At 65.2% G+C, this 21,585-nt stretch carries 18 protein-coding genes and 2 rRNA genes; 4 read left to right on the top strand and 16 right to left on the bottom strand.

The window, feature by feature from the left end; all coding sequences use genetic code 11:
- Positions 1–483: 483 nt before the first annotated feature.
- Positions 484–717: a hypothetical protein gene (locus tag ACFW0H_RS04170; protein ID WP_422912631.1), complete on the top strand. Its 234-nt coding sequence runs from the start codon at positions 484–486 to the stop codon at positions 715–717.
- Positions 718–849: 132 nt separating this feature from the next.
- Here ACFW0H_RS04170 and ACFW0H_RS04175 read toward each other — a convergent pair whose 3' ends face one another.
- The 11 genes from ACFW0H_RS04175 to ACFW0H_RS04225 form a co-directional block, all read right to left on the bottom strand.
- Positions 850–1,845: an isocitrate/isopropylmalate dehydrogenase family protein gene (locus tag ACFW0H_RS04175; RefSeq protein ID WP_422912632.1), complete on the bottom strand. Its 996-nt coding sequence runs from the start codon at positions 1,843–1,845 to the stop codon at positions 850–852.
- Between the two features lie 4 nt (positions 1,846–1,849).
- A complete protein-coding gene (locus ACFW0H_RS04180) occupies positions 1,850–2,761 on the bottom strand; it encodes a DMT family transporter (RefSeq protein WP_422912633.1) in 912 nt (303 codons plus the stop codon).
- A gap of 3 nt (positions 2,762–2,764) precedes the next feature.
- Entirely contained in the window at positions 2,765–3,409 is a 645-nt protein-coding gene (gene can / locus ACFW0H_RS04185; protein ID WP_422912634.1) for a carbonate dehydratase, read from the bottom strand.
- 69 nt (positions 3,410–3,478) lie between these two features.
- Positions 3,479–3,931 carry a ribosomal protein S18-alanine N-acetyltransferase gene (gene rimI, locus ACFW0H_RS04190; RefSeq protein ID WP_422912635.1) on the bottom strand — a complete coding sequence of 151 codons (453 nt, stop codon included), beginning with the start codon at positions 3,929–3,931 and terminating at the stop codon, positions 3,479–3,481.
- Complete coding sequence (locus ACFW0H_RS04195) at positions 3,928–4,728, bottom strand: energy transducer TonB (protein WP_422912636.1); 801 nt, start codon at positions 4,726–4,728, stop codon at positions 3,928–3,930. The genes rimI and ACFW0H_RS04195 overlap by 4 nt, the downstream gene beginning before the upstream one ends.
- Entirely contained in the window at positions 4,725–6,275 is a 1,551-nt protein-coding gene (locus ACFW0H_RS04200) for a 2-isopropylmalate synthase (protein WP_422912637.1), read from the bottom strand. Before ACFW0H_RS04200 ends, ACFW0H_RS04195 begins: the two co-directional genes overlap by 4 nt.
- A 300-nt stretch (positions 6,276–6,575) precedes the next feature.
- Positions 6,576–8,900: a DUF6160 family protein gene (locus ACFW0H_RS04205; RefSeq protein ID WP_422912638.1), complete on the bottom strand. Its 2,325-nt coding sequence runs from the start codon at positions 8,898–8,900 to the stop codon at positions 6,576–6,578.
- A 10-nt stretch (positions 8,901–8,910) separates the two neighbouring features.
- The gene (locus ACFW0H_RS04210; protein ID WP_422912639.1) at positions 8,911–9,516 is read right to left on the bottom strand and encodes a DUF6160 family protein; all 606 of its coding nucleotides are present in this window, start codon (positions 9,514–9,516) and stop codon (positions 8,911–8,913) included.
- Positions 9,506–10,537 carry a hypothetical protein gene (locus ACFW0H_RS04215; RefSeq protein WP_422912640.1) on the bottom strand — a complete coding sequence of 344 codons (1,032 nt, stop codon included), beginning with the start codon at positions 10,535–10,537 and terminating at the stop codon, positions 9,506–9,508. The genes ACFW0H_RS04210 and ACFW0H_RS04215 overlap by 11 nt, the downstream gene beginning before the upstream one ends.
- Before the next feature lie 2 nt (positions 10,538–10,539).
- Positions 10,540–11,583, bottom strand: a complete 1,044-nt coding sequence (locus tag ACFW0H_RS04220; protein ID WP_422912641.1) for a DUF6160 family protein — start codon at positions 11,581–11,583, stop codon at positions 10,540–10,542.
- A gap of 175 nt (positions 11,584–11,758) precedes the next feature.
- Positions 11,759–12,367: a hypothetical protein gene (locus ACFW0H_RS04225; RefSeq protein WP_422912642.1), complete on the bottom strand. Its 609-nt coding sequence runs from the start codon at positions 12,365–12,367 to the stop codon at positions 11,759–11,761.
- A gap of 235 nt (positions 12,368–12,602) precedes the next feature.
- Here ACFW0H_RS04225 and mksB point away from each other — a divergent pair, with 235 nt between their 5' ends.
- From mksB to mksF, 3 genes are read left to right on the top strand one after another with little or no spacing between them, the layout of a single operon-like run.
- On the top strand, positions 12,603–13,859 hold the full coding sequence (gene mksB / locus ACFW0H_RS04230) for an Mks condensin complex protein MksB (RefSeq protein WP_422912643.1): 1,257 nt from the start codon (positions 12,603–12,605) through the stop codon (positions 13,857–13,859).
- Positions 13,859–14,560, top strand: a complete 702-nt coding sequence (gene mksE / locus ACFW0H_RS04235) for an Mks condensin complex protein MksE (protein WP_422912644.1) — start codon at positions 13,859–13,861, stop codon at positions 14,558–14,560. Before mksB ends, mksE begins: the two co-directional genes overlap by 1 nt.
- Positions 14,557–17,391 (top strand): Mks condensin complex protein MksF, encoded by a 2,835-nt coding sequence (gene mksF / locus ACFW0H_RS04240; protein ID WP_422912645.1) that lies wholly within the window; start codon positions 14,557–14,559, stop codon positions 17,389–17,391. The genes mksE and mksF overlap by 4 nt, the downstream gene beginning before the upstream one ends.
- A gap of 128 nt (positions 17,392–17,519) precedes the next feature.
- On the opposite strand, the gene ACFW0H_RS04245 is transcribed toward mksF, so the two are convergent.
- The 5 genes from ACFW0H_RS04245 to ACFW0H_RS04265 form a co-directional block, all read right to left on the bottom strand.
- The gene (locus ACFW0H_RS04245; protein WP_422912646.1) at positions 17,520–19,811 is read right to left on the bottom strand and encodes a PqiB family protein; all 2,292 of its coding nucleotides are present in this window, start codon (positions 19,809–19,811) and stop codon (positions 17,520–17,522) included.
- On the bottom strand, positions 19,804–20,427 hold the full coding sequence (locus tag ACFW0H_RS04250; RefSeq protein ID WP_422912647.1) for a paraquat-inducible protein A: 624 nt from the start codon (positions 20,425–20,427) through the stop codon (positions 19,804–19,806). The genes ACFW0H_RS04245 and ACFW0H_RS04250 overlap by 8 nt, the downstream gene beginning before the upstream one ends.
- Positions 20,414–21,076, bottom strand: coding sequence for a paraquat-inducible protein A (locus ACFW0H_RS04255; RefSeq protein WP_422912648.1), 663 nt, complete (start codon positions 21,074–21,076; stop codon positions 20,414–20,416). The genes ACFW0H_RS04250 and ACFW0H_RS04255 overlap by 14 nt, the downstream gene beginning before the upstream one ends.
- Before the next feature lie 165 nt (positions 21,077–21,241).
- Positions 21,242–21,357 (bottom strand): 5S ribosomal RNA (gene rrf, locus ACFW0H_RS04260).
- Between the two features lie 137 nt (positions 21,358–21,494).
- A 23S ribosomal RNA gene (locus tag ACFW0H_RS04265) occupies positions 21,495–21,585 on the bottom strand; the annotation flags it as partial.

Here is a 21,585-nt window from a genome sequence, read left to right on the forward strand (position 1 = left end):
CTGGGACACCCGGGTAGATGTCGGACGGGGGCGGACGGCTGGCTGTTGTATAGGCGGGGTCGCCAGGGGGCAACCTGGCAATCGGCTTGGAGTTTAAAACAGCTGAATCTGCCGCACGGATTATAAAGCACAGGCAAATCGACTTCGATAAGACGTTTTGGCAGTGGCGTATTGAGTGGGACGCTCGTTCTTCTAGCGATTTGGCGGGGTATTTTCGGTTTCTGATCGTTGGATCAGGAATTCACTGCAGTTCGCGTCGCTCGTCGTCCAAGCCGTCCGATTTCCGCCAAGACAGGTCCGAAGCGTTTCTTGCCCCCTCCTCCTCGATTCGTCGCCCCTTCTTCCGAGGCAGTCGGCCATCGCCCTGTTATTACTCCCCTATCCCGTCATCCATTAGGAAAGTTCTGAAAGCCTCTTCACCGCGTAGACCCGAACTCACACTTCGTGATGACGTTGCGCGGTCATCCATGCGAGGCAATCCACATGCAGATTCATGTTGGCGAACGCAGGGAAGGTGACGTTCTGACATTGAGGGTTCTGGAAGGAGTCAGCGAATCAGTGTTGATGGAGATGCTGAAGGCGGAAGGCATCGAGATCGTGGTCGGGCCAATAGCCAATGGCACGGCACGCATCGAGCTGCGGGCGCCGAAGCGGATGCTGTTATTGGAGGAGCGTGTCCTGCCGATGCCAATGTCCCTGGCGCTCGACTCCAGTTGACTCCTTGCACCCCGCTTCGGCGGGGTTTTCTTTTGGGGCGATGCCCCTGCGATGTCCAGCCTCCCTCACCCCAGCCCTCTCCCAGAGGGAGCTATCCGTGCCAGCTGGGTGGGTGCTGAGCGGGGTCTCCGGCTACAGCGCAGCAAGGATGCCCTGGCCCACCACTCGGGTGGTTTCGAAGCCGAAGTCGGCCTTGCCTTCCTCGCGCAGGAAGTTTTCCACAGCCTGTTCCAGGCGCTTGGCGAGGACAGGGTTCTGCCAGTGGTAGCGCAACAGCAGGGCGATGCTGAGGATGGCGCCCAGGGGGTTGGCGCGGCCGCTGCCGGCGATGTCGGGAGCGCTGCCGTGGACGGGTTCGGCCAGGGCGATGCCGTCGCCCCAGTTCAGGGACGGCGCCAGCCCCAGGCCACCACTCCAGTGGCAGGCGAGGTCGGAGAGGATGTCGCCGAAGAGGTTGCTGGTGACGATCAGGTCAAAGGCTTCGGGCTGTTCCACCAGTTGCAGGGCGGCAAGGTCGACCAGGCGTTCGTCCACTTCCGCGGCCCAGCCCTCCCCTTCCAGCACTTCGCGGCAGGTATCGCGGAACAGGCCACAGGTCACGGGCAGGACATTGGCCTTGTGGACCAGGGTGATGCGCCGCGCCTTGCGCGCCTTGGCCACTTCCAGCGCGCGTCGGGCCAGGGCTGCGCTGGCGTCGCGGCTGATGACCCGTTCGGCGATGGCCACGCCTTCGGACTCCCAGTGCTCCCGGCCGCTGTAGAGGCCTTCGCTGTTCTCGCGAAGGATGATGAGGTCGACGCCCTGCCTGTGGGAAACGCAGGGCCAGCTGCGCACCGGACGCAGATTGGTATTGAGCTTGAGCTGCTGGCGCAGTTGCAGGATGGCGCTGCGGTAGCCGGGCACCCGCTGGCTGGGGGAGGACACTGCGCCGAAGATACCGGCACCGCAGTCGCGCAGGGCCTGGAAGCTGGCCTCGGGCACCGCGCAGCCACTGCGCTGGAAGCACTCCCAGCCGGCGTCGGCTTCCACCGTTTGCAGGTCGGGCAGGAGTTTCTCCAGAACCTCGACCGCCACCGGCACCACTTCGCGGCCGATGCCGTCCCCGGCGATTACGACTAGCTTGTGCATGGGCTCACCTCAGGGAGGGGCGTGTCGCCAGCAGCAGGCCGGCGAAGATCAGCGCCCCACCGAACCAATGGTAAGCCTGCAGCCCCTCGCCCAACAGCAGGTAGCCGAGCAAGGCGGTGAACACCGGCATCAGGTAGTTGGTGAGCACGGCCTTGGCCACGCCCAGCACGCGGATGCCCTGGTTCCACAGCAGATAGGCCAGCAGTGAGGCACAAATGCCGGTGTAGCCGATGGCGGCGAGGTTTTCCACAGAGAGCTCGAAGCGCTGCCCAGCGACCAGTTCCAGCAAGTAGAACGGCAACAACAGGGGAACGCCGCAGGCCACCAGCGCTCCCAGCAGCACCAGCGGCGGCAGCTGGAAGTGGTGGCTCCAGCGGCGCAGCAGCAGGGTGTAGAGGGCCCAGTCGAGCACGGCGACGAGCATGATCAGGTCGCCCGGGTTGAACGACAGCGCGGCCAGCTGCTCCAGTTGCCCCTGGGCGATCAGCACCAGCAGGCCGACGGTTGCCACCCCGAGGCCCAGCCAGGCACGGCGCGGTGGCCACTCATTGAGCAATACCCCGGCGCCGATGAAGGTGGCCAGCGGCAGGCAGGTGTTGAGCAGGGTCAGGTTGATGGCCACCGTGGTGCGAGCGGCGAAGTACAGCAGCACACTGAAGGTGCTGATCCCCAGGGCCGCCACCAGCACCAGGCGCCAGCCGGCGCGGCGCAGCGCGCTGCGGTGTTCCCACATGGGCCGGGCGACGAAGGGCAGGAGGATGGCGAGCGCCAGGCTCCAGCGCCAGAAGGCCAGGGTGAAGGGCGGGATGGCATCGTGGAAGGCGCGGGCCACCAGGGCATTGCCGGCCCAGAAGAGGCTGGCGACGAGCAGGCCGAGCCAGGCCAGGCCGACGGCCCGGCTGCTTTGTTGTGGCATGGCTCAGTTCTGTCCGAGTGGGCGCAGGCGGTATTGCGGCGGCAATTGTTCCAGGCCGCTGACGGTCACGTTGAGGTTTTTCCAGATACCGTCCTTGATGCCGTAGATGCAGCCATGCACGGACAGTTCCTGGCCACGGTGCCAGGCGTTCTGGACGATGGTGGTGTGGCTGACGTTGGCCACCTGCTGGATGACGTTGAGCTCGCAAAGGCGGTCGACCCGCTCCTCCTCGGTGGCGAAGGTGGCCAGGTGCTCGCGCTGCTCGTAGTAGAGGTCGCGGATGGTGCGCAGCCAGCCGTCGATCAGGCCGTACTGGGTGTCACGCATGGCGGCTCGCACGCCACCGCAGCCATAGTGGCCGGTGACCAGGATGTGCTTCACCTTGAGCACGTCAACCGCGTACTGGATGACCGACAGGCAGTTGAGGTCGGTATGCAGCACCACGTTGGCCACGTTGCGGTGGACGAACAGGTCGCCGGGCAGCATGCCGACGATTTCGTTGGCCGGCACGCGGGCGTCGGAACAACCGATCCAGAGGAACTCCGGCACCTGCTGCTTGGCCAGCTTGGCGAAGAAATCCGGGTCTTGCTGCTTGATCTTTTCGGCCCAGCGCGCGTTGTTGTCGATCAGCTGTTGCAGGTCGCTCATGCGTCTTCTCCTCTTCTGGCTGGCGCACCTTACGGAGCGCCGGGAGCTTTGGCAATGGCCGGCGCGGGCTCAGTCGAGCAGGGTACAGGCCATCACCAGGGCGTCTTCACGCCCGCCCACGGCCGGGTAGTAGTCGCGGCGCCGGCCGATCTCGTTGAAGCCATAGCGCTCGTAGAGGCGATAGGCGGACTGGTTGCTGGCGCGCACTTCGAGGAAGCATTCGGCAGCCTCGAGTTCGCGGGCGCGCTCCATCAAGTGCTCCAGCAAGCGTAGGCCGAGGCCGCGGCCCTGGCTTTCCGGCTTGACGGTGATGTTCAGCAGGTGGGCTTCGCCCACTATCACGTTGATCACGCCGTGGCCGACCTGCTGGCTGCCTTCGAACATCAGCCAGCAGTCGTAGGACTTGAGGCTGTCGGTGAAGATGCCGCGGGTCCAGGGGTGGCTGAAGGCGGCGAATTCGATTTTCAGTACGGCATCGAGGTCCGCCTCGGTCATCGGGCGGAAGGAAACGGCATCGGTCATTCGGGGTTCTTCCAGCGGCGCATCACGCGGCGCATGGCTTGCCAGAGCTCGCCCTTGCGCTCGGGCTCATCCATTAGCGGTTCCAGACCCGGCAGCGCCCAGGCGGCGCCCAGTCCTTCGACCTGCAGTTCGCGGTTGAAAGCGCCAGCATCGGCCTCGCCGGCGAAGCGCACTGCCGGCAGCCCCACCAGCCAGAGGCAGGCGCATGCGCCCTGCTCTTCCAGGCGTGCACCGACGAAGCCCTGGACGAAGTCACGGGCGGCGTCGTGCCCCTGGTCCATGCTGCCGCCGTTGAGCAGCGGCCAGCGCACCGGCTCGCCGAGGATCTGCGGGCTATCGGGCAGCCCGGCGGCACGCAGCAGGTCCTTCAGCAGCAGGTAAGCCGGGTCGCGGCTCTGGAAGGGCTCGCCGGTGGGCAATTCCACCAGCAGCAGGCAGTTGCCGGCCCGCAACAGCTGCAGGGAGAAACGCGGCGGCGGCAGCACCTCGGCCTTGGCCGGCGCGGTTTCGGGCTCGGTGCCAGCCTCAGGCTCGGGCTGCGCGGCCGGGCGCGGCGTGCTGCCAGGGCGGGGAATCTCGATCTTCGCGCGCGCGGAGGCCGGGCGGGCCTCGGGGGCCGGGGTCGCGGGAGTGCTTGTCTCGGCAACCGGCGTGGGTGCTTCCTCGAGGGGGACTTCCGGCGCCAGGGCGAGCAATTCGGGGTTGGAAGGCGCGGCAAAGGGCAATGCCACGCGAGGTAGCCAGGTGGCTACCTGCATGGCATCGAGATACGCGCGACGGCGGTGTTCAGTGATCAAACGTCAGCAACCTGTGGATGAGCCTTGCGCACGCCTGCCTGCATCAGGTTCAGCGCGTTGAGGTAGGCCTTGGCGGAGGCGACAACTATATCGGTATCGGCGCCGTTGCCGTTGACGATTCGTCCGGCTTTTTCCAGGCGGACGGTGACTTCCCCCTGGGAATCGGTGCCCTGGGTGATGGCATTGACCGAGTAGAGCTGCAGGCTGGCCTGGGAGGAAGCCAGGCTTTCGATGGCCTTGAAGGTGGCGTCCACCGGGCCGGAACCCTCGGCGCTGGAGCCTTGCTCGACGCCGTCGATGGACAGCACCAGCTTGGCCTGGGGCACCTCGCCGGTCTTGGAAGCCACTTCCAGGTAGACCAGCTTGAAGTGTTCCGGGGCTTCATCGCCCAGGGTGTCGGAGACCAGCGCCTGCAGGTCCTCGTCGAAGATCTCGTGCTTCTTGTCCGCCAATTCCTTGAAACGGGCGAAGGCGGCGTTCAGCTCGGCCTCGCTGGCCAGCGCAATGCCCAGCTCCTCGAGGCGGGTGCGGAAGGCGTTACGCCCGGAGAGCTTGCCCAGCACCATCTTGTTGGTGTTCCAGCCGACGGACTGGGCAGACATGATTTCGTAGGTCTCGCGGTGCTTGAGCACGCCGTCCTGGTGGATGCCCGACTCATGGGCGAAGGCGTTGGCGCCGACGATGGCCTTGTTCGGCTGCACCGGGAAGCCGGTGATGCCGGAGACCAGCCGCGAGGTGCTGAGGATGTGCGGGGTGTCGATGTTGGTGTAGACGCCGAGCACATCCTGGCGCGTCTTGATGGCCATGACGATCTCTTCCAGCGCGGCGTTGCCGGCACGCTCGCCCAGGCCGTTGATGGTGCATTCCACCTGGCGAGCCCCCACGGCGACGGCGGCCAGGGAGTTGGCCACGGCCAGGCCCAGGTCGTTGTGGCAGTGCACCGAGAAGATCGCCTTGTCGGCATTGGGGATGCGTTGCAGCAGCTGACGGATGGTCTCCGCGTACTGGTGCGGGATGGCATAGCCGACCGTATCGGGGATGTTGATGGTGGTGGCGCCAGCGTCGATGGCGGCCTCGATGATGCGGCAGAGGAAGTCGATTTCGGAGCGACCGGCGTCTTCGCAGGAGAACTCCACGTCAGCACAGAGGTTGCGCGCGCGTTTCACCGCGCGGACCGCCTGCTCCACCACCTGGTCCGGCTGCATGCGCAGCTTGTACTGCATATGGATGGGGCTGGTGGCGATGAAGGTGTGGATGCGTGCCGAGTTGGCGCCGGCCAGGGCCTCGGCGGCGCGCTCGATGTCGGCATCCACCGCCCGCGACAGGCTGCATACGGTGCTGTCCTTGATACTGTCGGCGATGGCCTTGACCGCCTCGAAGTCGCCGGGACTGGCGATGGCGAAACCGGCCTCGATCACGTCCACCCGCAGCCGTTCCAGGGCCTTGGCGATGCGCAGCTTCTCTTCCTTGGTCATGGAGGCGCCGGGGCTCTGCTCGCCGTCGCGCAGGGTGGTGTCGAAAATGATGACGCGATCATTGCTGCTCATGCTTCGCTCCTCACGGCCCCACCGTGCGTGCGGCCGGGGCTCAGGCTGATGGTGCCGGACTGCTTGTGGCGACGGCTCCAGATTCAGGGAATTGTGGCGTGAAATGCGGTGGGCGGAAAGGTCGGCGGGCGGGTGAGTCCAGGGCTGGGATGGTGTCGGGAAACACCTGTAGGGGCGAATTCATTCGCCAAGCAGGCCGAAGGGCTGCCTTTGGAGGTCCCAGGGGGCTGCTGCGCAGCCCTTGGCGAATGAATTCGCCCCTACAGAAGCGCCCGCCCTACGGCGATGACGAGCAGGGCCTCAATTGATCGGCGTGGCCGTCAGGTTGGTGCTGATATCGGCGTTCTGCACCTTGATGCCATACATGGAGGTGACGGCGCCGCCGGTGGGGTGGACGTGCTGCAGCCGGTCGACATTGATTTCCTTGAAGTGGATCCGCCCGTTCACTGCAAAGCCCAGGGGGGCCGGGGTGACCGGGGTGCAGGTGCCGCCACTGCGGGTGCAGGCCTTGGTGGGCGCCACGTCCAGGTTGAGGTCGGCGTTGAAGCCGTAGGTGTTGGCATTGGGATCGGCGGGATTGCCGTCGGAGGTGTGGAAGTTATCCACAACCAGTTGGCTGCCGCTGCCGGCGGCGCCGTTGACGCGGTCGGTTTCCCAGACGATCTGGTTGCGCTTCTCGTCGGTCGCCACACCGTTGCTGCTGGATTCGATGCTGGTGTCGCGCACGAAGACGTTCTTCAGCTTCACCGACAGGCCTTCGTTGCCGCGATCCTCCCAGCGTCCGCCGCTAGCCGAACAGGCTCCGGCATTCGCCCCGCTGCCGCCGACACAGAGGGCGCCGGCGCCGCCGGAGCTGATGGCCAGGGTGGAGCCCTGCTCAAAGCGCTTGAGCACCAGGCGACCGAGGCTGGCGCCGGTGCTGCGGTCACCCCAGCGCAGGTCGCTGACTTCCAGCTTGGACCAGTAGGTGCCCTTGCGCAGCTCGACGCCGTTGTTGCTGACGTCCACCGAGCCGTCGCGGAAGTGCATATCGTACTGGGTGCCGGACAACCACAGGCCCTTGCCGGTTTCGTCCACGGAAATGGCAGCGCGGGCGTCGGTGAAGAACAGGTCGCCGTTGTAGCGCACCCCGTCGCCGCTGCTGCCCCCCGGCAGCAAGGTCATCTGGCCGTTGAGGGTGAAGTCGTAGGCCGGGAAGATTTCCATCAGCACCAGCAGCTCGGTGCCGCCCTGCAGGGGCGCGGTGGACGAGCCGACGCGCAAACCGTCGAAGCTGTAGCCGCCCTTGATGTTGGCAAGGCCCAGGCGCAGGCCATCGAAATGGCCGTTGTAGCTGCCCTGTCCCATGTCGCTCTGGGTGCCGGCGTAGCAACCGGCGCTGGCCCCGGCGGCGCAGCTTCGGGTCAGGTCCAGGGTGAACTGGCCGCTGCCGTTGGTGCGCAGGCCGCTGAACCACATGCTGTTGCCGTTATCGGTGAGGGAAACCGAGCTGTTGGCCATGTTCCAGCTGACATCGGCGGTCAGGCCCTTGAGGCCGGAGTTGGGGTCGCCGCCCGGCCGCAGTTTCAGCCAGTTCTGCCGGGCACCTTGATCCACGAAGTTGAGGTCGATGGCCAGGCTGCCGAGCTTCTGGTTGGTCGGGTTGCCCATGATCAGGCCGCCCAGGGTGGCGTTCAGCTTGAGGTCCTGGAAGGCGACCTGTGCATGACTGCCGCCGCCGTCCTGGGCCAGGTCGAGGGTCAGGCCGCTGAGGCTGCGCAGGGTGCCGGAGAAGTTCTCGGCGCGCAGGATGCCTTCGTCCTGGTACTGGAACAGGCTGCTACCGATGCTCAGGTCGGGGCGGATGCGGATGCCGTCGCCGCTGGCGCCACCACTGGCGACGCTGAGGCTGCCGCCCAGGCGCAGGTCCATGCTGAGCTTGCCGAAGCTGCGGCCGGCATTGGCGTCGCGCAGGTCCGCCGCTTCGGGGGTGACAGGCGAGGCCGTTGGGTCGCCATGGGCAAGGTCGAGGCTGATGCCGCCGATCGTGCCGACGAAGCGCGCATCCCCAAGGTTCAGCTTGACCTCCTGGCCGCTGCCGCCGCTGACGATGTCCAGATAGGCGTTGTCCAGGTAGGTATCGAAGGACAGGCCTTTGACGATCAGGTCGAAGCCGTTGTCGCGGTAGTAGAAGGTCACGTTGGCGAGCGACAGCCGGCTGTCGTCGACGGCGATGCCGCTGACCCCGCTGGCCCCGCCCCCCTTGAGGTGCAGGCTGGCGCCGAGGGTGTAGAAGGCGCGGAAGGTCCCGAAGCTCTTGCTGCTGCCGTCCATTTCGATGTCGTTCACCGCCAGCACCTGGGGGCTGTCGCTGTGCTGGACCTGCAACTGGCCATCACGGACGTCGAGGGTGGTGCTGGAGGTGCTGGCGCCGCCGCTGGCGGGCCGGTTACTCACCGCCTTCAGGTTCAAGCTGCGGCCGTCCTGGGTGTAACTGACGCTGCCGGCGGACCAGCCCTGGCTGGTGGTTTCCAGGCTGATGCCGTCCTGGCCGCTGACCGAGGACAGCGCACTGTCATCCAGCGCCTCCATGGCCTGGGCCGGGGACGCGAGGAGGATGCCGAGCAGCAAGGGGGCTGGGTGCATGGCCGGTGCCTCAGTTCTTCGGGAAGACCAGCACGCTGCCCTGCATGCGGATGCTGCCGTCGACCTTCGCCGAGAAGATATTGGTCTGTTGATAACTGGCATCGCCGCCGTTGGCGACCGTGCCGGCCCGATTGCGCCAGCCGCCCTGGTTGGCCACCCCGAACGTGTGGCTGGCGCCCTTGAAGCGCACTTCGTTGGGCAGCCCCAGGGCCAGCACGTCCTGGTTGAAGGCCGCGCCATCGCCACCGAACCCGCTGTTTATCAGGCGGGTATTGAGGGTCAGCCCCTCGAAACTGAAGATGCCCTTGAGGTTGTCCAGCACGTACCAGCCGCCGTTGGACTCGGTGCGGATGGCAATGCGCAGACCACAGCTTTCAGGTGTGGCGGCGCCGGCACCGGCACAACTGCGCTCGTTGACCGCCCAGGTGGCGGGGTTGTTGGATAGCGGGTTTTTCCACAACACACCGCCGTTCTTGTTGATGCTGAACTCGCCGGAGAGATAGACCCCACCCTGCCCGTGCATCTCGCTCAGGTCGCGGTCATCCAGCGGCTGCAGTTCGGCCCGGGCCAGCAGCGGCAGCGCCAGCAGCGCCAGGCAAAGGCGGCTAGAGGTCATGGCTGGTCACCTTCAGGTAGTTGATGCCGATGCCCTGGATGGCGTTGTAGCCGAAGTTGTAGCCGCCACTGGCGAAATCGCCGCTGCCGGCCTTGAGGCTGTTGATGACGATGTTGGTGCGTGGGGCGTTGGCGTAGAAATCAGCGGCCAGGGCGTCCTTCTGCGCCTGGGTGGCTCCGGAGGCCGTGGGATTGGGCAGCTCCAGCACGAATTGACCGTTGCTGCTCACGTCGAACAGCAACGGCTGGCTCTTGCCGTAACCGAGGGCGATGTTGGCATAGGCGTCGCTGAGGAACAGGGTGCGATCCCGCTGCTCGGTGGCCGTGGTGCAACCACTGGTATTGGCCGCGCAGCTCATGAACTGCAGGCCCTTGGCGAAGAGGTTGATGCGCGCTTCGCCGACCATCTGGCTACGCCCGCTGTCGCCCCACAGGCGCAGGTAGGATCCGTCCATGGCGAGTTCGGCGAAGTCCAGGTTGAGGATATCGGTGCGCCCCGCGGCGACCTGGAAGTCGTAACGGATGCCGAGGTCGACCTTCTCGCTGGTACGGCTGGAGCAGTTGTTGCCGGCCGCGGCGAAACCCGCGATGCAGGGCTGGCCACCCGTGCCGGTGAGGCGTTCGGGAAAGGTGAACTCGAGAACGGTGACGTTACTTGGCGTGGTCTGCACCCACTGGCCGTCGTCGCGCAGGGTGCGCATGGTTTCGCCCTTGGCCAGGTTGAGGGCGAACGGCTGGCTGAGCCGGCCGATGGTCACCGGGTTGAGGTTCGCCCCTTTGTTGCTACCGGTGGCGCCGAGGTAGAACTCCTTCACCGCGATGGGCACGTTCTGCCCGCTGCCGTTGGTGATGTCGTTGATGGTGATGGTGGCGTTGCCGGCATCCATCAGCACGCTGTCCAGCACGAAGCCGATACCGGCCCCCTGCACGCCGGACAGCTCCTGGTCGTCCAGGGCCTGGAGTTCGGCCCGCGCAGGGCCTGCGAGCAGCGCGATACCCAGCAGGGGCAGCAGTCTCAGCATGTTCAGCACCCCGCGGTGGCCGTTCCGAGGCAGGTGTCCTGGCGCGGAATGCCATTGAACGCCTGGTCGAAGTTGATGTTGATCGGTGCCACCAGGTTGCCGTTGGCGTCCTTGTACTTGGGCATGTTCATGAAGGCGCCCTTGAGGGCGGTGATGAACGCGTTGCGGTCCATGTCCTTCCAGGCCAGGTCCTGGGTCTGGAAGGAGACGAAAAAGCCCCGGGCCGCGCCTTCCATGCTGCTCATGTTGCTGATGTTGCCCACCGGCAGGGACTGGAACTGGGTCAGCGGGAAGCAGGTGGAGATGCCGAGGATGCCGCAGTTCTGCGAAGCGAAGGCGCCCAGCAGGGCATCGGTCCAGCCGCCGGCGCAACCCGAGGTACAGGTCATGCCGTCGCCGTTCTTGATGCCGGACATGGTGGCGCGGATCGGGTCGGCCACACCCTGGGCGGTCACCAGTTCCGCATCCGCTTCGACGATGCTGCTGCGGTACACGCCGGCGAAGAACAGAGCAGTCTGCTGGGCGAAGTTGGACCTGTCATAGATGGCGTTGCCGGTGCCCTTGATGTGCACCGGGATGCTGCCGGTCAGGCGCTGGATGTCGCCGGAGAGCACACCCTTGGACTCGCCGAAGCCGATGCGCACGCCCACCACCTTGCTGCCGGAATAGGCCAGTTCGACGAACGGGTTGGCGATCTTGAAAGGGTTCACCGAGCCATCGGCGTTGACCGTGCCCAGGGCGAAGTTGTTGATCAGGATGTCGGACGAGCCCGCTACTTCGCCCGTCCGGGTCAGGGCGTCGTCGTACTGGCCGAGCTGCAGCTTCTTGAGGTTGAGCTGGGTATCCACGTTCACGCCGAAGTTGACCCGGGTGTAGTTGATCCCCGCGTTGGCGTCCGTGGTGAGGTTGATGAAGGCCTGCCCGGTGACTTGGGAGAGTTCGTCGTCGGCCATTTCCTCCATGCGCGCCTGGGCCACGGATGCTGTCAGGACCCCCGCGAGGAAAACGGCCGACAGTTGCCTGGCTGGAAGCAGGATCGATCGCATGGCGACTTCCCTTCTTGTTCTTGTACGGACACGCGCGGCTGGCCCGTCTCCTTTCCGGCCACTATAGGGAGCGCCGCCGGGAAGCGTCCCGACCCATAGTCGAGTTGAACGGCGATGGCCCTTTGCCGCCCGACGGCTGGCTGTTACCCATCACCACAGCGGGGTAACGCAGGCTTCAGCGCGGGCGGAACAGGCCGATCAGGTGCTCGGCGATGGCGCCCTTGATGTTCTCCACCTCCAACCGGGACTTGCGCCCCAGGCGCCGCAGGTCGATGCGGTGCAGGTGCAGCGATGGCATGCGCGACTCGTACTCGCGCAGGTCGCCCTTGGCCAGCACGGGCAGGAACTGCTCGCCCCGGGCCCGGAAGCGCTGGATCAGCAACCTGAGGCCGGCGTGGAAGGGCAGTTCGCGGGAGCTGCTCAGGCGATGCTCGCCGGGAACCTTCATGTAAAGGCCGGTCGCGCCCAGCACCTCGCCGGGCAGGATATGGGCGCCGGTAGGCAGCACGGCGTCGGCGGGGATCTCATGGAAGATGTCGTGCCAGGCCCGCTCATCCGGGAGAATGGTGATGCTGCCGTGCTCCTCCTCAGGCACCACGAAGCTGTAGCGGCTGTAGAGCTTTTCCACGTAGGCCGAGTAGACGCACAGACGGTTCTCGAAGTGCAGCAGGAAGTCGACGGCTTCCTGCCGGCTGGTGACGGCGTCGAGCCCCCAGTCCAGGTCGGGCTGGCGTTCCAGTTCGGCCCAGCGGGCGTCGGCAATCAGGGCGGATTCGAGGTTCATGGTTCCAGCGGTCAGGCAGTGGACAGTCCCCCAACGCAGAAAACATGCCAGGGAATTCAAGCACTTGGCCGGGCCTATTATCGGCGTTCAAGATGATCGCTAACACGACGCCAGTCGCAATCTGCCGAAAAACGTCACTCAGGTAGGGCTGTCGCTCCTCTGATCGGTTGAGGCTCAGTCGCCACCGGCAACCTGAAGTACAATCGCCTCTTTTTTCAGCGAACCCGGCCAATCGATGATCGATCCCAAGCGCGTACTGCGCGCCCTAGCCGAACACTGGACGTTGCTCGAGCCGCTCTGCGAGCGCTTCGATAGCGGCACCCTGAGCCTGGTGGAGCTGCGCGTGCAGCTTGCCGGCCAGTTGCCGGAGGGCACGCCCACCGACGTGACCGCCCTGCTCGACCTCTGGGTGCGCCTGGATATCCTGGTTCCCGTGGCCAAGAGCCCGAACCGCTTCGAGCTGAACGCGCAGATCCACGACTTCCTCGCCTACCTGCGGCGCGAACACCGCCTGGGCCTGTGCCTGGAGATCGAAGCCTACCTGCGCCACCTCGAACGCCTCGCCGGTTATATCCAGGAAGCCTTCGAGATCCGCGACGGCAACGACCTGGCGCGCCAGCTGCGCCTGCTCGACATGCGCGTGCGCGACGTGCTGAAGAAGCTCGGCAACGACGAGCAGGCCCTGGTGGCCGTGGCCGACCGCGCCAAGACCAGCGACCGGCAGATTCCGCTGCGCCAGCGTTATGCCGAAGTGCTGGCCACCTGGGACGAGTACGTCGAGCCGATGATCCAGCTGGTGGCCGCCGATGGCGCCTTCGAGCAAGGCGTGCGCCGGGTCGAGCAGGTGCTGCTGCGCCTCTTGGGCGAACAGCAGCGCCTCGGCCAACTGGTGGACGACGACCTGCTGCTGCGCACCCACGCGCGCATCCTGGAGATGCAGACCAGCGCCCAGCTCACCCTGCGCAAGGCCCGCGAGCTGCTGCTGCCGCTGCGTGAGGAGGCCCGCCGGCACAACGCCGTGACCCGCGGCGCCGCCCTTGCCTTGTCGGTGATCCGCAAGAAAGGCCTGGACGCCGTGCCCCAGGCGGCCATGCCGCTGTTCACCCGGCCGCAGACCACGTTCCTCGGCAGCGGCTCGCAGGTGGAGGCTTACGTCTACGCCCTGGCGCGCTTCCAGCCCAAACCGGCCCACTTCCCCAAATCCGGCGGCCCCCGCAAGGCCGCCGCGCCGCGCTCGCCAAAGACCGCGCGGGAAATGCTCGACCGCTGCGAGCAGGCCCTGCCGCTGCCGGACCTGATGGTCTGGCTGCTGGAGCAGGAGCCCGAAGGCGCCACCGACGAACTCCTCTACTGGTTCTCCCGCCTGTCCCGCGATGCGCGTTTTTCCCGCGAGCGCCTGGAACGCCGTGAGTACCTGACCGCCGAGCACCAGGTCAGCCTGAGCTCCTATGCCCTGATCAAGCCCCCCGCCGCGGCCGAGAAGACTTCCTGATGAATATCGACCTGAAAGAAATGACCCAGCTCGCGCCCATCTTCCGCGAGCTGTTCAAGGGCTACCACCTCTCCCGCAGCGAGCCGGAGTGCTACGCCCAGCTGTCCACCATGCAGGACCAGTACCGCGCCCTGTTCAAGGGCCTGGGCTTCGAGCTGGTCTGCGACCCGCGCGGTTTCTACTACTTCGTGCCCGAGCAGATGGGCGCCCAGGTGAACAAGACCGCGCAGCGCCTGGCGCTGTTCACCTTCATCCTGGTGGAGCACCTGGCCGACCAGGGCCGCGATCCGCTGTCCGTGCTCGACGGCGGCAGCATCGGCCGCGACGAGCTGCCGGCCCTGCTGGAGAAGTATCGCGACCTGTTCATGCAGGCCGAGGTGACCACCCATGAAGAGCTGGAAGAAAAGGTCATCCGCCGCCTGACCCAACTCGGCTTCGCCGAGGACAGCAACGGCGTGTACCGCTTCCTGCCGCCCATGCACCGCTTCCTCGATGTGTGCCTGGCCGTGCAGCACGACCGCGACCTGGCCGCCAGCCTGCACAGCACAGACCTGGAGCTGCGCGCCCCAGTGCTGATGGACGATGACAGCGGCGACGCCATCATCCCCATCGACAGCCCTGAAGAAACCAACGAGTCCGAAGAAGACGCCTTGGCCCGCGCCATGGCCGAAGAACGCGCAGCCCAGGAGGAAGACGCATGAGCCAGGAACGCTACGGCATCCGCCGCTTCGCCCTGCTGAACACCGCCGGATACAGCCTCGGCCTGTTCCCGCTGGAAACCCCGCTGTCGATCTACGGCGCCAACAACCTCGGCAAGTCGGCCTCGATCAACGCGCTGCAGTTCCCCATCCTGGCGCGCATGTCGGACATGAGCTTCGGCAAGTACAGCCTGGAGCAGTCGCGCAAGTTCTACTTTGCCACCGACACCAGCTACATCCTCGTCGAAGTCTCCCTGCCCCACGGCCCTCACGTGATCGGTGTCGCCGGTCGCGGCCCGGGCGGCGGGTTCGGCCACCAGTTCTTCGCCTACCGCGGCGAGCTGGACCTGGAGCACTATCAGCGCGACGGCACCTGCCTGCGCCAGCGTGAGCTGTTCAACAGCCTGGAGCGCGAAGGCATCAAGGCCTACGAGCTCAAGCCCGATGAGCTGCGCCGCCTGCTGGTGGGCGGTCACACCTCTATCCCGCTGGACCTGACCCTGATCCCGCTGCGCTCCACCAGCGAACAGAGCCTTAAGACTTTCCGCTCGCTGTTCATCAACCTGCTGCACATGCGCGAAATCACCGCGGCCAAGCTCAAGCAGCTGTTCCTCGATGCCTTCGAGCACAGCCTGCGTTCCGGCAGCGTGGACTACATCGCCGCCTGCGAGGAGGCCTTCCGCGACGTGCGCCGCATGGAGCAGGACTACCAGGCGCTGGTGGCCGCCGGCCCGCTGGTGGAAGCCCTGGCCAACGGGGTGGCCCAGCGCGAGATCCTGCGCGGCAAGCTGCACCGCATCTCGCCGCTGCTGGACTCCCTGCTGGGCACTTGGCAGGACTACTCCGGTGCGCGCAAGGAAGAGCTGGTGATCCAGGCCGAGCATTACCGCAACGAGCAGGACGGCCTGCAGAACGAACAGCGCGGCGGCACCCAGGAAATGATGCGCCTGGAGCGTGCCATCACCGAGAACCAGCGCTGGCTGGGCGAGCTGGCGGTGCTGAAGAACCGCTTCGCCCTGGTGGACGACGCCAAGGTGCTGGAGCAGCAGCTGCTCGCTGCCAAGGATGCCCACGACGAACTGGCCGGCGCCCTGGCGCAGTCCCGCCAGTTCTCCGCCGAGGACCTGGACGAGCGCCTGCGCGACCTGGAGAAACGCCTGAAGGCGGTCAAGCAGCAGCTCGACCATGCCGACAACAACAGCTACTCGCGCCTGCGCGAGGAGTTTAGTCAGGCCGACGTGGACCGCCTGATGCGCCTGTTCAACGGCCAGCTGTTCAGCCTGCCCCTGGGCGAAAAAGGCATCCAGCTGGACGATGGGGACACCTGGGTGAAGACCCTGGAAACCGTGCTTGACCAGTTCAAGGGTAGCCAGTTCGAGGTACCCGGCCTGTCCATCGACCTCTCCCACATCGAGCCGCCGACCCTGCAGGCCCTGGCCGACCGCGCCGCCCTGCGCGACCAGAAGGACCGCCTGGAGCGCGAGCTGAAGCAGCTCAAGACCCAGCAGTCGGTAGCCGCCGACCGCGCCGCGAGCAAGGCTCAGGCCGAGAAGCTGTACCAGGACGTGCTGGATGCGCAGAAGGCCCTGGAAGACTTCCGCAAGGCCCAGACGCTCACCGCCGAGGAACCGGCCAAGCTGGAAGAGCTGGCGCAGCTGGAAGCCACCCAGGACGAACTCAAGCGCTCTGCCGACGCCTTCACCGAGCGCGTCCAGCAACTCTCCGCCAAGCTGCAGCTGGTGGGCCGCCAACTGGCCGACCTGGAAGCCAAGGAGCGCACCCTGGAAGACGCCCTGCGCCGCCGCCAGTTGCTGCCCGCCGATCTGCCCTTCGGCAAGCCCTTCATGGACCCGGTGGACGACAGCCTGGACAACCTGCTGCCGCTGCTCAACGACTACCAGGACACCTGGCAGGCGCTGCAGCGCGTCGACGGCCAGATCGAAGCGCTCTACGCCCAGGTGCGCTTGAAAGGCGTGGCCAAGTTCGACAGCGAGGACGACGCCGAGCGCCGCCTGCAGCTTTTGATCAACGCCTATGCCCATCGCCAGGACGAGGCCCTGACCCTGGCCAAGGCGCGCCGCGCTGCGGTCACCGACATCGCCCGGACCCTGCGCAACATCCGCAGCGACTACGACAACCTGGAACACCAACTGGCCCTGTTCAACCGCGAGATCAACAAGCGCCAGGTTTCCAACTTGTCGAGCTTCCGTATCGTCCTCGCGCCGAACAAGGAAGCCCTGCGCCACATCGACCAGATCATCCATAGCGCCGGCCAGTACGAGGAAGGCGAAACCCTCTCGGTCTTCGACCTGACCAACTCCAGCGACCAGGATGCGAAGAACGAAGAGGCCAAGGAATACCTGGCGCGCCTGGTGGCGGCCAACGGCAACCAGTTGGGCCTGAAGGACCTGTTCGAGCTGGCCTTCGAGATCACCAAGGTCCACGGCCAGCCGGTCATCCACACGGACATCGATGGCGCCGCCTCCAACGGCACCACCATGACCATCAAGGCGCTGACCAACATGTACCTGCTGCTGCACCTGATGGACCGCGAGCAGGCCGGGCGCATCCGCCTGCCCTACTACCTCGACGAGGCGGCGGACATCGACGAGCGCAACCAGCAGGCGCTGATCGAGACCAGCCAGCAGTTGGGCTTCACCCCCATCCTCGCCTCGGTGAAGCCGCAGGTGTCGGCCAACGTCGCCATCGACCTGGAAGGCGGCAGCGGCCCCAACGGCATCTACATCGACGAGGCGGACTGGAAGTTCATCAAACGTCGCGAGGTGGCCAAGGCCACTCAGGACGCGGAGGACGAGGCGGTCGAACCCGCCTGATCCTTTTTCCGGAAAAACAAAAGGGCCGCAATTGCGGCCCTTTTGCTTTCCGGGTCCTGGTGAACCAAGACCCTACGGAGCGCCCTTGTAGCGTGAAAATCCACGAAGTGGATTTCCACCCATGGACCTCACTTGCCCAAGGAAATCTTCGGGGCCCAGGTCAGCCACTCGTCCTCGGCGTCGTCATGGAGCGCGAAGGTCTGGCCATCGAGCGCCAGGTTGCCCATCTGCCCTTCATTCGGCGTGGCGAAGTAAATCCCGCCTTCCACCATCGACTCCAGAGAGCCGGTGCGTACCTTTACCCCCTCGAACAGGCTGGCGTCCACACCAACACCGCTGGCGTGCCAGAAGCGGCTGCCGCTGTGCACCAGGGGTGCGTAGCGCGGTTCGATCAGCACGTGAATGAACACTCGGTCGGCGGTCTTGCCCAGTTCATAGGACTGCACCTTGCCCACCGGCACCTCGCGGTAACTGACGATCACACCCGGCTTGATCGAGCCCCTGCGCGGTGCGCTCAAGGTAATGCGCAGGCCTTCCTGGCGGGCAATGGGGTCCGGCGCCTGGGCCAGGGCAGTGAAGCGGCTCTGCGCCGCGCCCGGATTGGCGGCCGGCAGCACCTCCAGGTACTGGCCGCTGACCAGGGTGTCCAGGTTGGCGGTGCGCAGCAGACCGAGCTCCGGCCGGACCACCCAGAACTGGCTACCGGCACGGGCGATGCGATCGGCGGCCTGGGTGAGGCGCGCCTTTACCACCACGCCGGACAGGTCGCCGTTCAGGGTTACCGACTCCACCTCGCCGACATCGATGCCCTTGAAGCGGATGGGAGTGCCTTCCTTGATACCCTCGGCCTGGGGAATGGCGATTTCGATGGCCGTGCCCTTGACGATGGCCTGGGCCTCGTCCTGGTACAGCGTGAAGCGTCGCGGCCGGGTGACCGGCTTGGCCTTGGGATCGGGGGTTGTGAAGGTGATGCCACCGGACAGCAGGGTCTGCAGCGACTCGCTCTTCACTTCGACGCCGGACAGGCCGCCCTTGAGGCTGATGCCACTGGAGTTCCAGAAGCGTGTGGACTCGTTCACCAGCTTGCTGAACTCGGGCTCGATGTGGATGCCGATCACCACGCGCTGCTGGTCGCGCGACAGCTGGTAGCTTTGCACGCTGCCCACGCGCATCTGGCGGAACAGGATCGGGCTGCCCACTTCCAGCGAGCCGAGGCGGTCGCTGGTCAGCACCAGGTGCAGGCCAGGGGCGTCGGTATTCAGCGGCGGCGCCTTGGGCCGGACCTTGAACTCTCGGGTCGGCGTCCCATCCTTGGCAAAGCGTACGGCGATGTAATTGCCCTTCACCAGGGCCTCGATACCGGTGATACCGGCCAGCGAAATGGATGGCTTCACCGTCCAGAACTCGGTGCCTTCCACCAGGTAGTCTTCGGTGCGCGGCTCCATGGTCAGCTCGGCGGTGGCGCCGGTGAAGTCCTTGTCCATGTCGAGCTTCTTCAGGGTGCCGACCTGCACGCCGTTGTACATCACCGGCGTGTTGCCGGGATTGAGGCCACTGACATCATCCATCCGCAGCAGGACCCGCAGGCCGGCTTCGGCGGATTCGAAACCGTCATACAGGCGAAAGGGAATGCTGGGGTCGGTGGGTGGGCTGTCCTGGCGGTGCTCCGGGGTGGAGAAGGCAATGCCGCCGGCCATGATGCTGAGCATGGACTCGGTACGGATCTTCACCCCTGACAGGCCGGCGGTGACATTCAGGCCGCTGGCGTTCCAGAAGCGCGTGTGCTTGCGCACCAGATGGGCGTAGGGCTGCTGGATGTGCACCTTGATCTCCACGGTGCGCTGGTCCTCGGCGAGCTGATAGCTCTTCACCTGGCCGACCTGGATCTGCCGGTAATAGACGGGGCTGCCCTGTTCCAGGGACCCCAGCCGCTCGGCCTTGAGAGTAAGGTGCAGGCCGGGCAGCGAGTCGGAAAGCGGCGGCGGCTCCGGCAGGGCGACGTAACTCCGCTCGCGCTCGCCCTTCACCGGGTCGATGGCGATGTAGATACCGGAAACCAGGGTTTCGAGGCCGGTCACTCCGGCGAGGGACACCCGCGGGCGCACCAGCCAGAAGCGGGTTTCCTTGCTCAGGTAGGGCTCGGCCTCCTTGAGCACTTCTACCGTGGCGATCACGCCCTTGATGTCCCGGCTGATGTGCAGGTCGGTGACTTTGCCCACCTGGATGCCCTTGTACATCAGCAGGGTCTTACCCACCGTGATGCCATCGCCGTTCTCGAAGCGGATCTGGATCTCGATCCCGGCTTCGCTCATGGCCTTCCAAGCCAGCCAGCCGCCGATGAGCAAGGCCAGCAGCGGTAGTATCCAGATGGCGGACCAACTGGTGGTTTTCTTGGTTTTCGGCGTTGGCAACTCAGGCATTCTCGTCGTCCATATCGGTGTTGTCCCAGATCAGCCTGGGGTCGAAAGTCACTGCTGCGATCATGGTGATGCACACAACGCTGGCAAAGGCCGCCGCCCCCAGGTTGGCTTCGATGCTGGCCAGATTGCCGAAGTTCACCAGCGCCACGAGGATGGCGATGACGAAGATATCCAGCATGGACCAGCGACCTATCCATTCGATGAAGCGGTACATCAGGATCCGCTGCTTGGGTGACATGGGCAGCCGTCGCTGCACTGAGTAAAGCAGCAATGCGATGCCAACAAGCTTGAAGGTGGGGACCAGGATGCTGGCCACGAAGACCACCAGGGCAATGGGCACCATCTCGGCGTGGATCAGCTCGATCACGCCGCCCATGATGGTGGAGGGCGCGCCGTTGCCGAGGAAGTTCACCGTCATGATCGGCAGCACGTTGGCAGGTATGTAGAGGATGGCGGCGGTGATCAGCAGCGCCCAGGTGCGGACCAGGCTGTCAGGGCGGCGCGGATACAGTTGGGCACCACAGCGGCGACAGGTGCCATGGTGGTCGTCCGACTCCGGACGGTTCAGCTGGTGGCATTCATCGCAGACGATGATGCCGGCATCAATGGCGCGCATGGGCTTCTCCTTCCGCATCCAGCGCGTCCCAGACCTGGTGCGGCGACATGGTGACCTCCAGCCAGACCTGAGCCAGCAGCAGCCCGATGAAGCAGACCAGGCCAATGCCCAGGTGCAGGTCAGCCATATCGATCAGCTTGACGATGGAAACCAGGATGCCCATGAGGTAGACCTCGAGCATCCCCCACTCCCGCAAGTGGTGGTACAGACGATAGAGCATCACGCCGATGCCCAGGGCTCGGCGGGTGTTGATGCAGAGCAGCACCACCAGCTGACAAAGCAGTTTGACCAGGGGGATGACCATGCTGCACAGAAATACCAGCACGGCCACGCCCTCCATGCCGGTGTTGTAGAGGCCCACTACACCCGTCCAGACGGTGTCCTGGGTGGTATGCCCGAGCAGGTTGAGCTTCATGATCGGCAGGAAGTTGGCCGGAACGAACAGCAGCAAGGCAGTGAATACCAGTGCCAGCGCGCGTCTCTCCATCTGTGAACGGTGCACCACCAGTTCATAGCCACAACGAGGGCAACAGGCTTTCTGCTCTTCACCAATCTCGGGGCGACGCATCAGCAGGTCGCACTCGTGGCAGGCGATCAGATCGTGCAGGGGCAATTCGGATAGCGGGCGTTGATCAGCCTGATCAGGCATGGCGGCAAGGCTCTTGGGATAACGCGGGTATTTTAGACGAGCGGACTAACCTGGTCGCGGCTCAAGCGTTTCCGGCCGCTACCAGTTTGCGTCTTTGACAAAAACTTCCTGCGGGAAAAGACAAACCCCCGACACGCCTGGGCGTATCGGGGGTTTGGGATAGAAGCTTGACGATGACCTACTCTCACATGGAGAAGCTCCACACTACCATCGGCGATGCGTCGTTTCACTGCTGAGTTCGGGATGGGATCAGGTGGTTCCAACGCTCTATGGTCGTCAAGCAATTCGGTAGGGGTCTCGTCGCAGGACGCGACCCCGAATCAGGTATGTGACAGTCTAGCTTTGCGGTTCAGGCCAATTTTCGGTCTGTCGACTTCGACCTGTCGCACCCACAATCACCAGATTGTTTGGGTGTTATATGGTCAAGCCTCACGGGCAATTAGTATTGGTTAGCTCAACGCCTCACAGCGCTTACACACCCAACCTATCAACGTCGTAGTCTTCGACGG

This window comes from Metapseudomonas cellulosilytica, assembly GCF_049334135.1.
Lineage (GTDB): Bacteria > Pseudomonadota > Gammaproteobacteria > Pseudomonadales > Pseudomonadaceae > Metapseudomonas.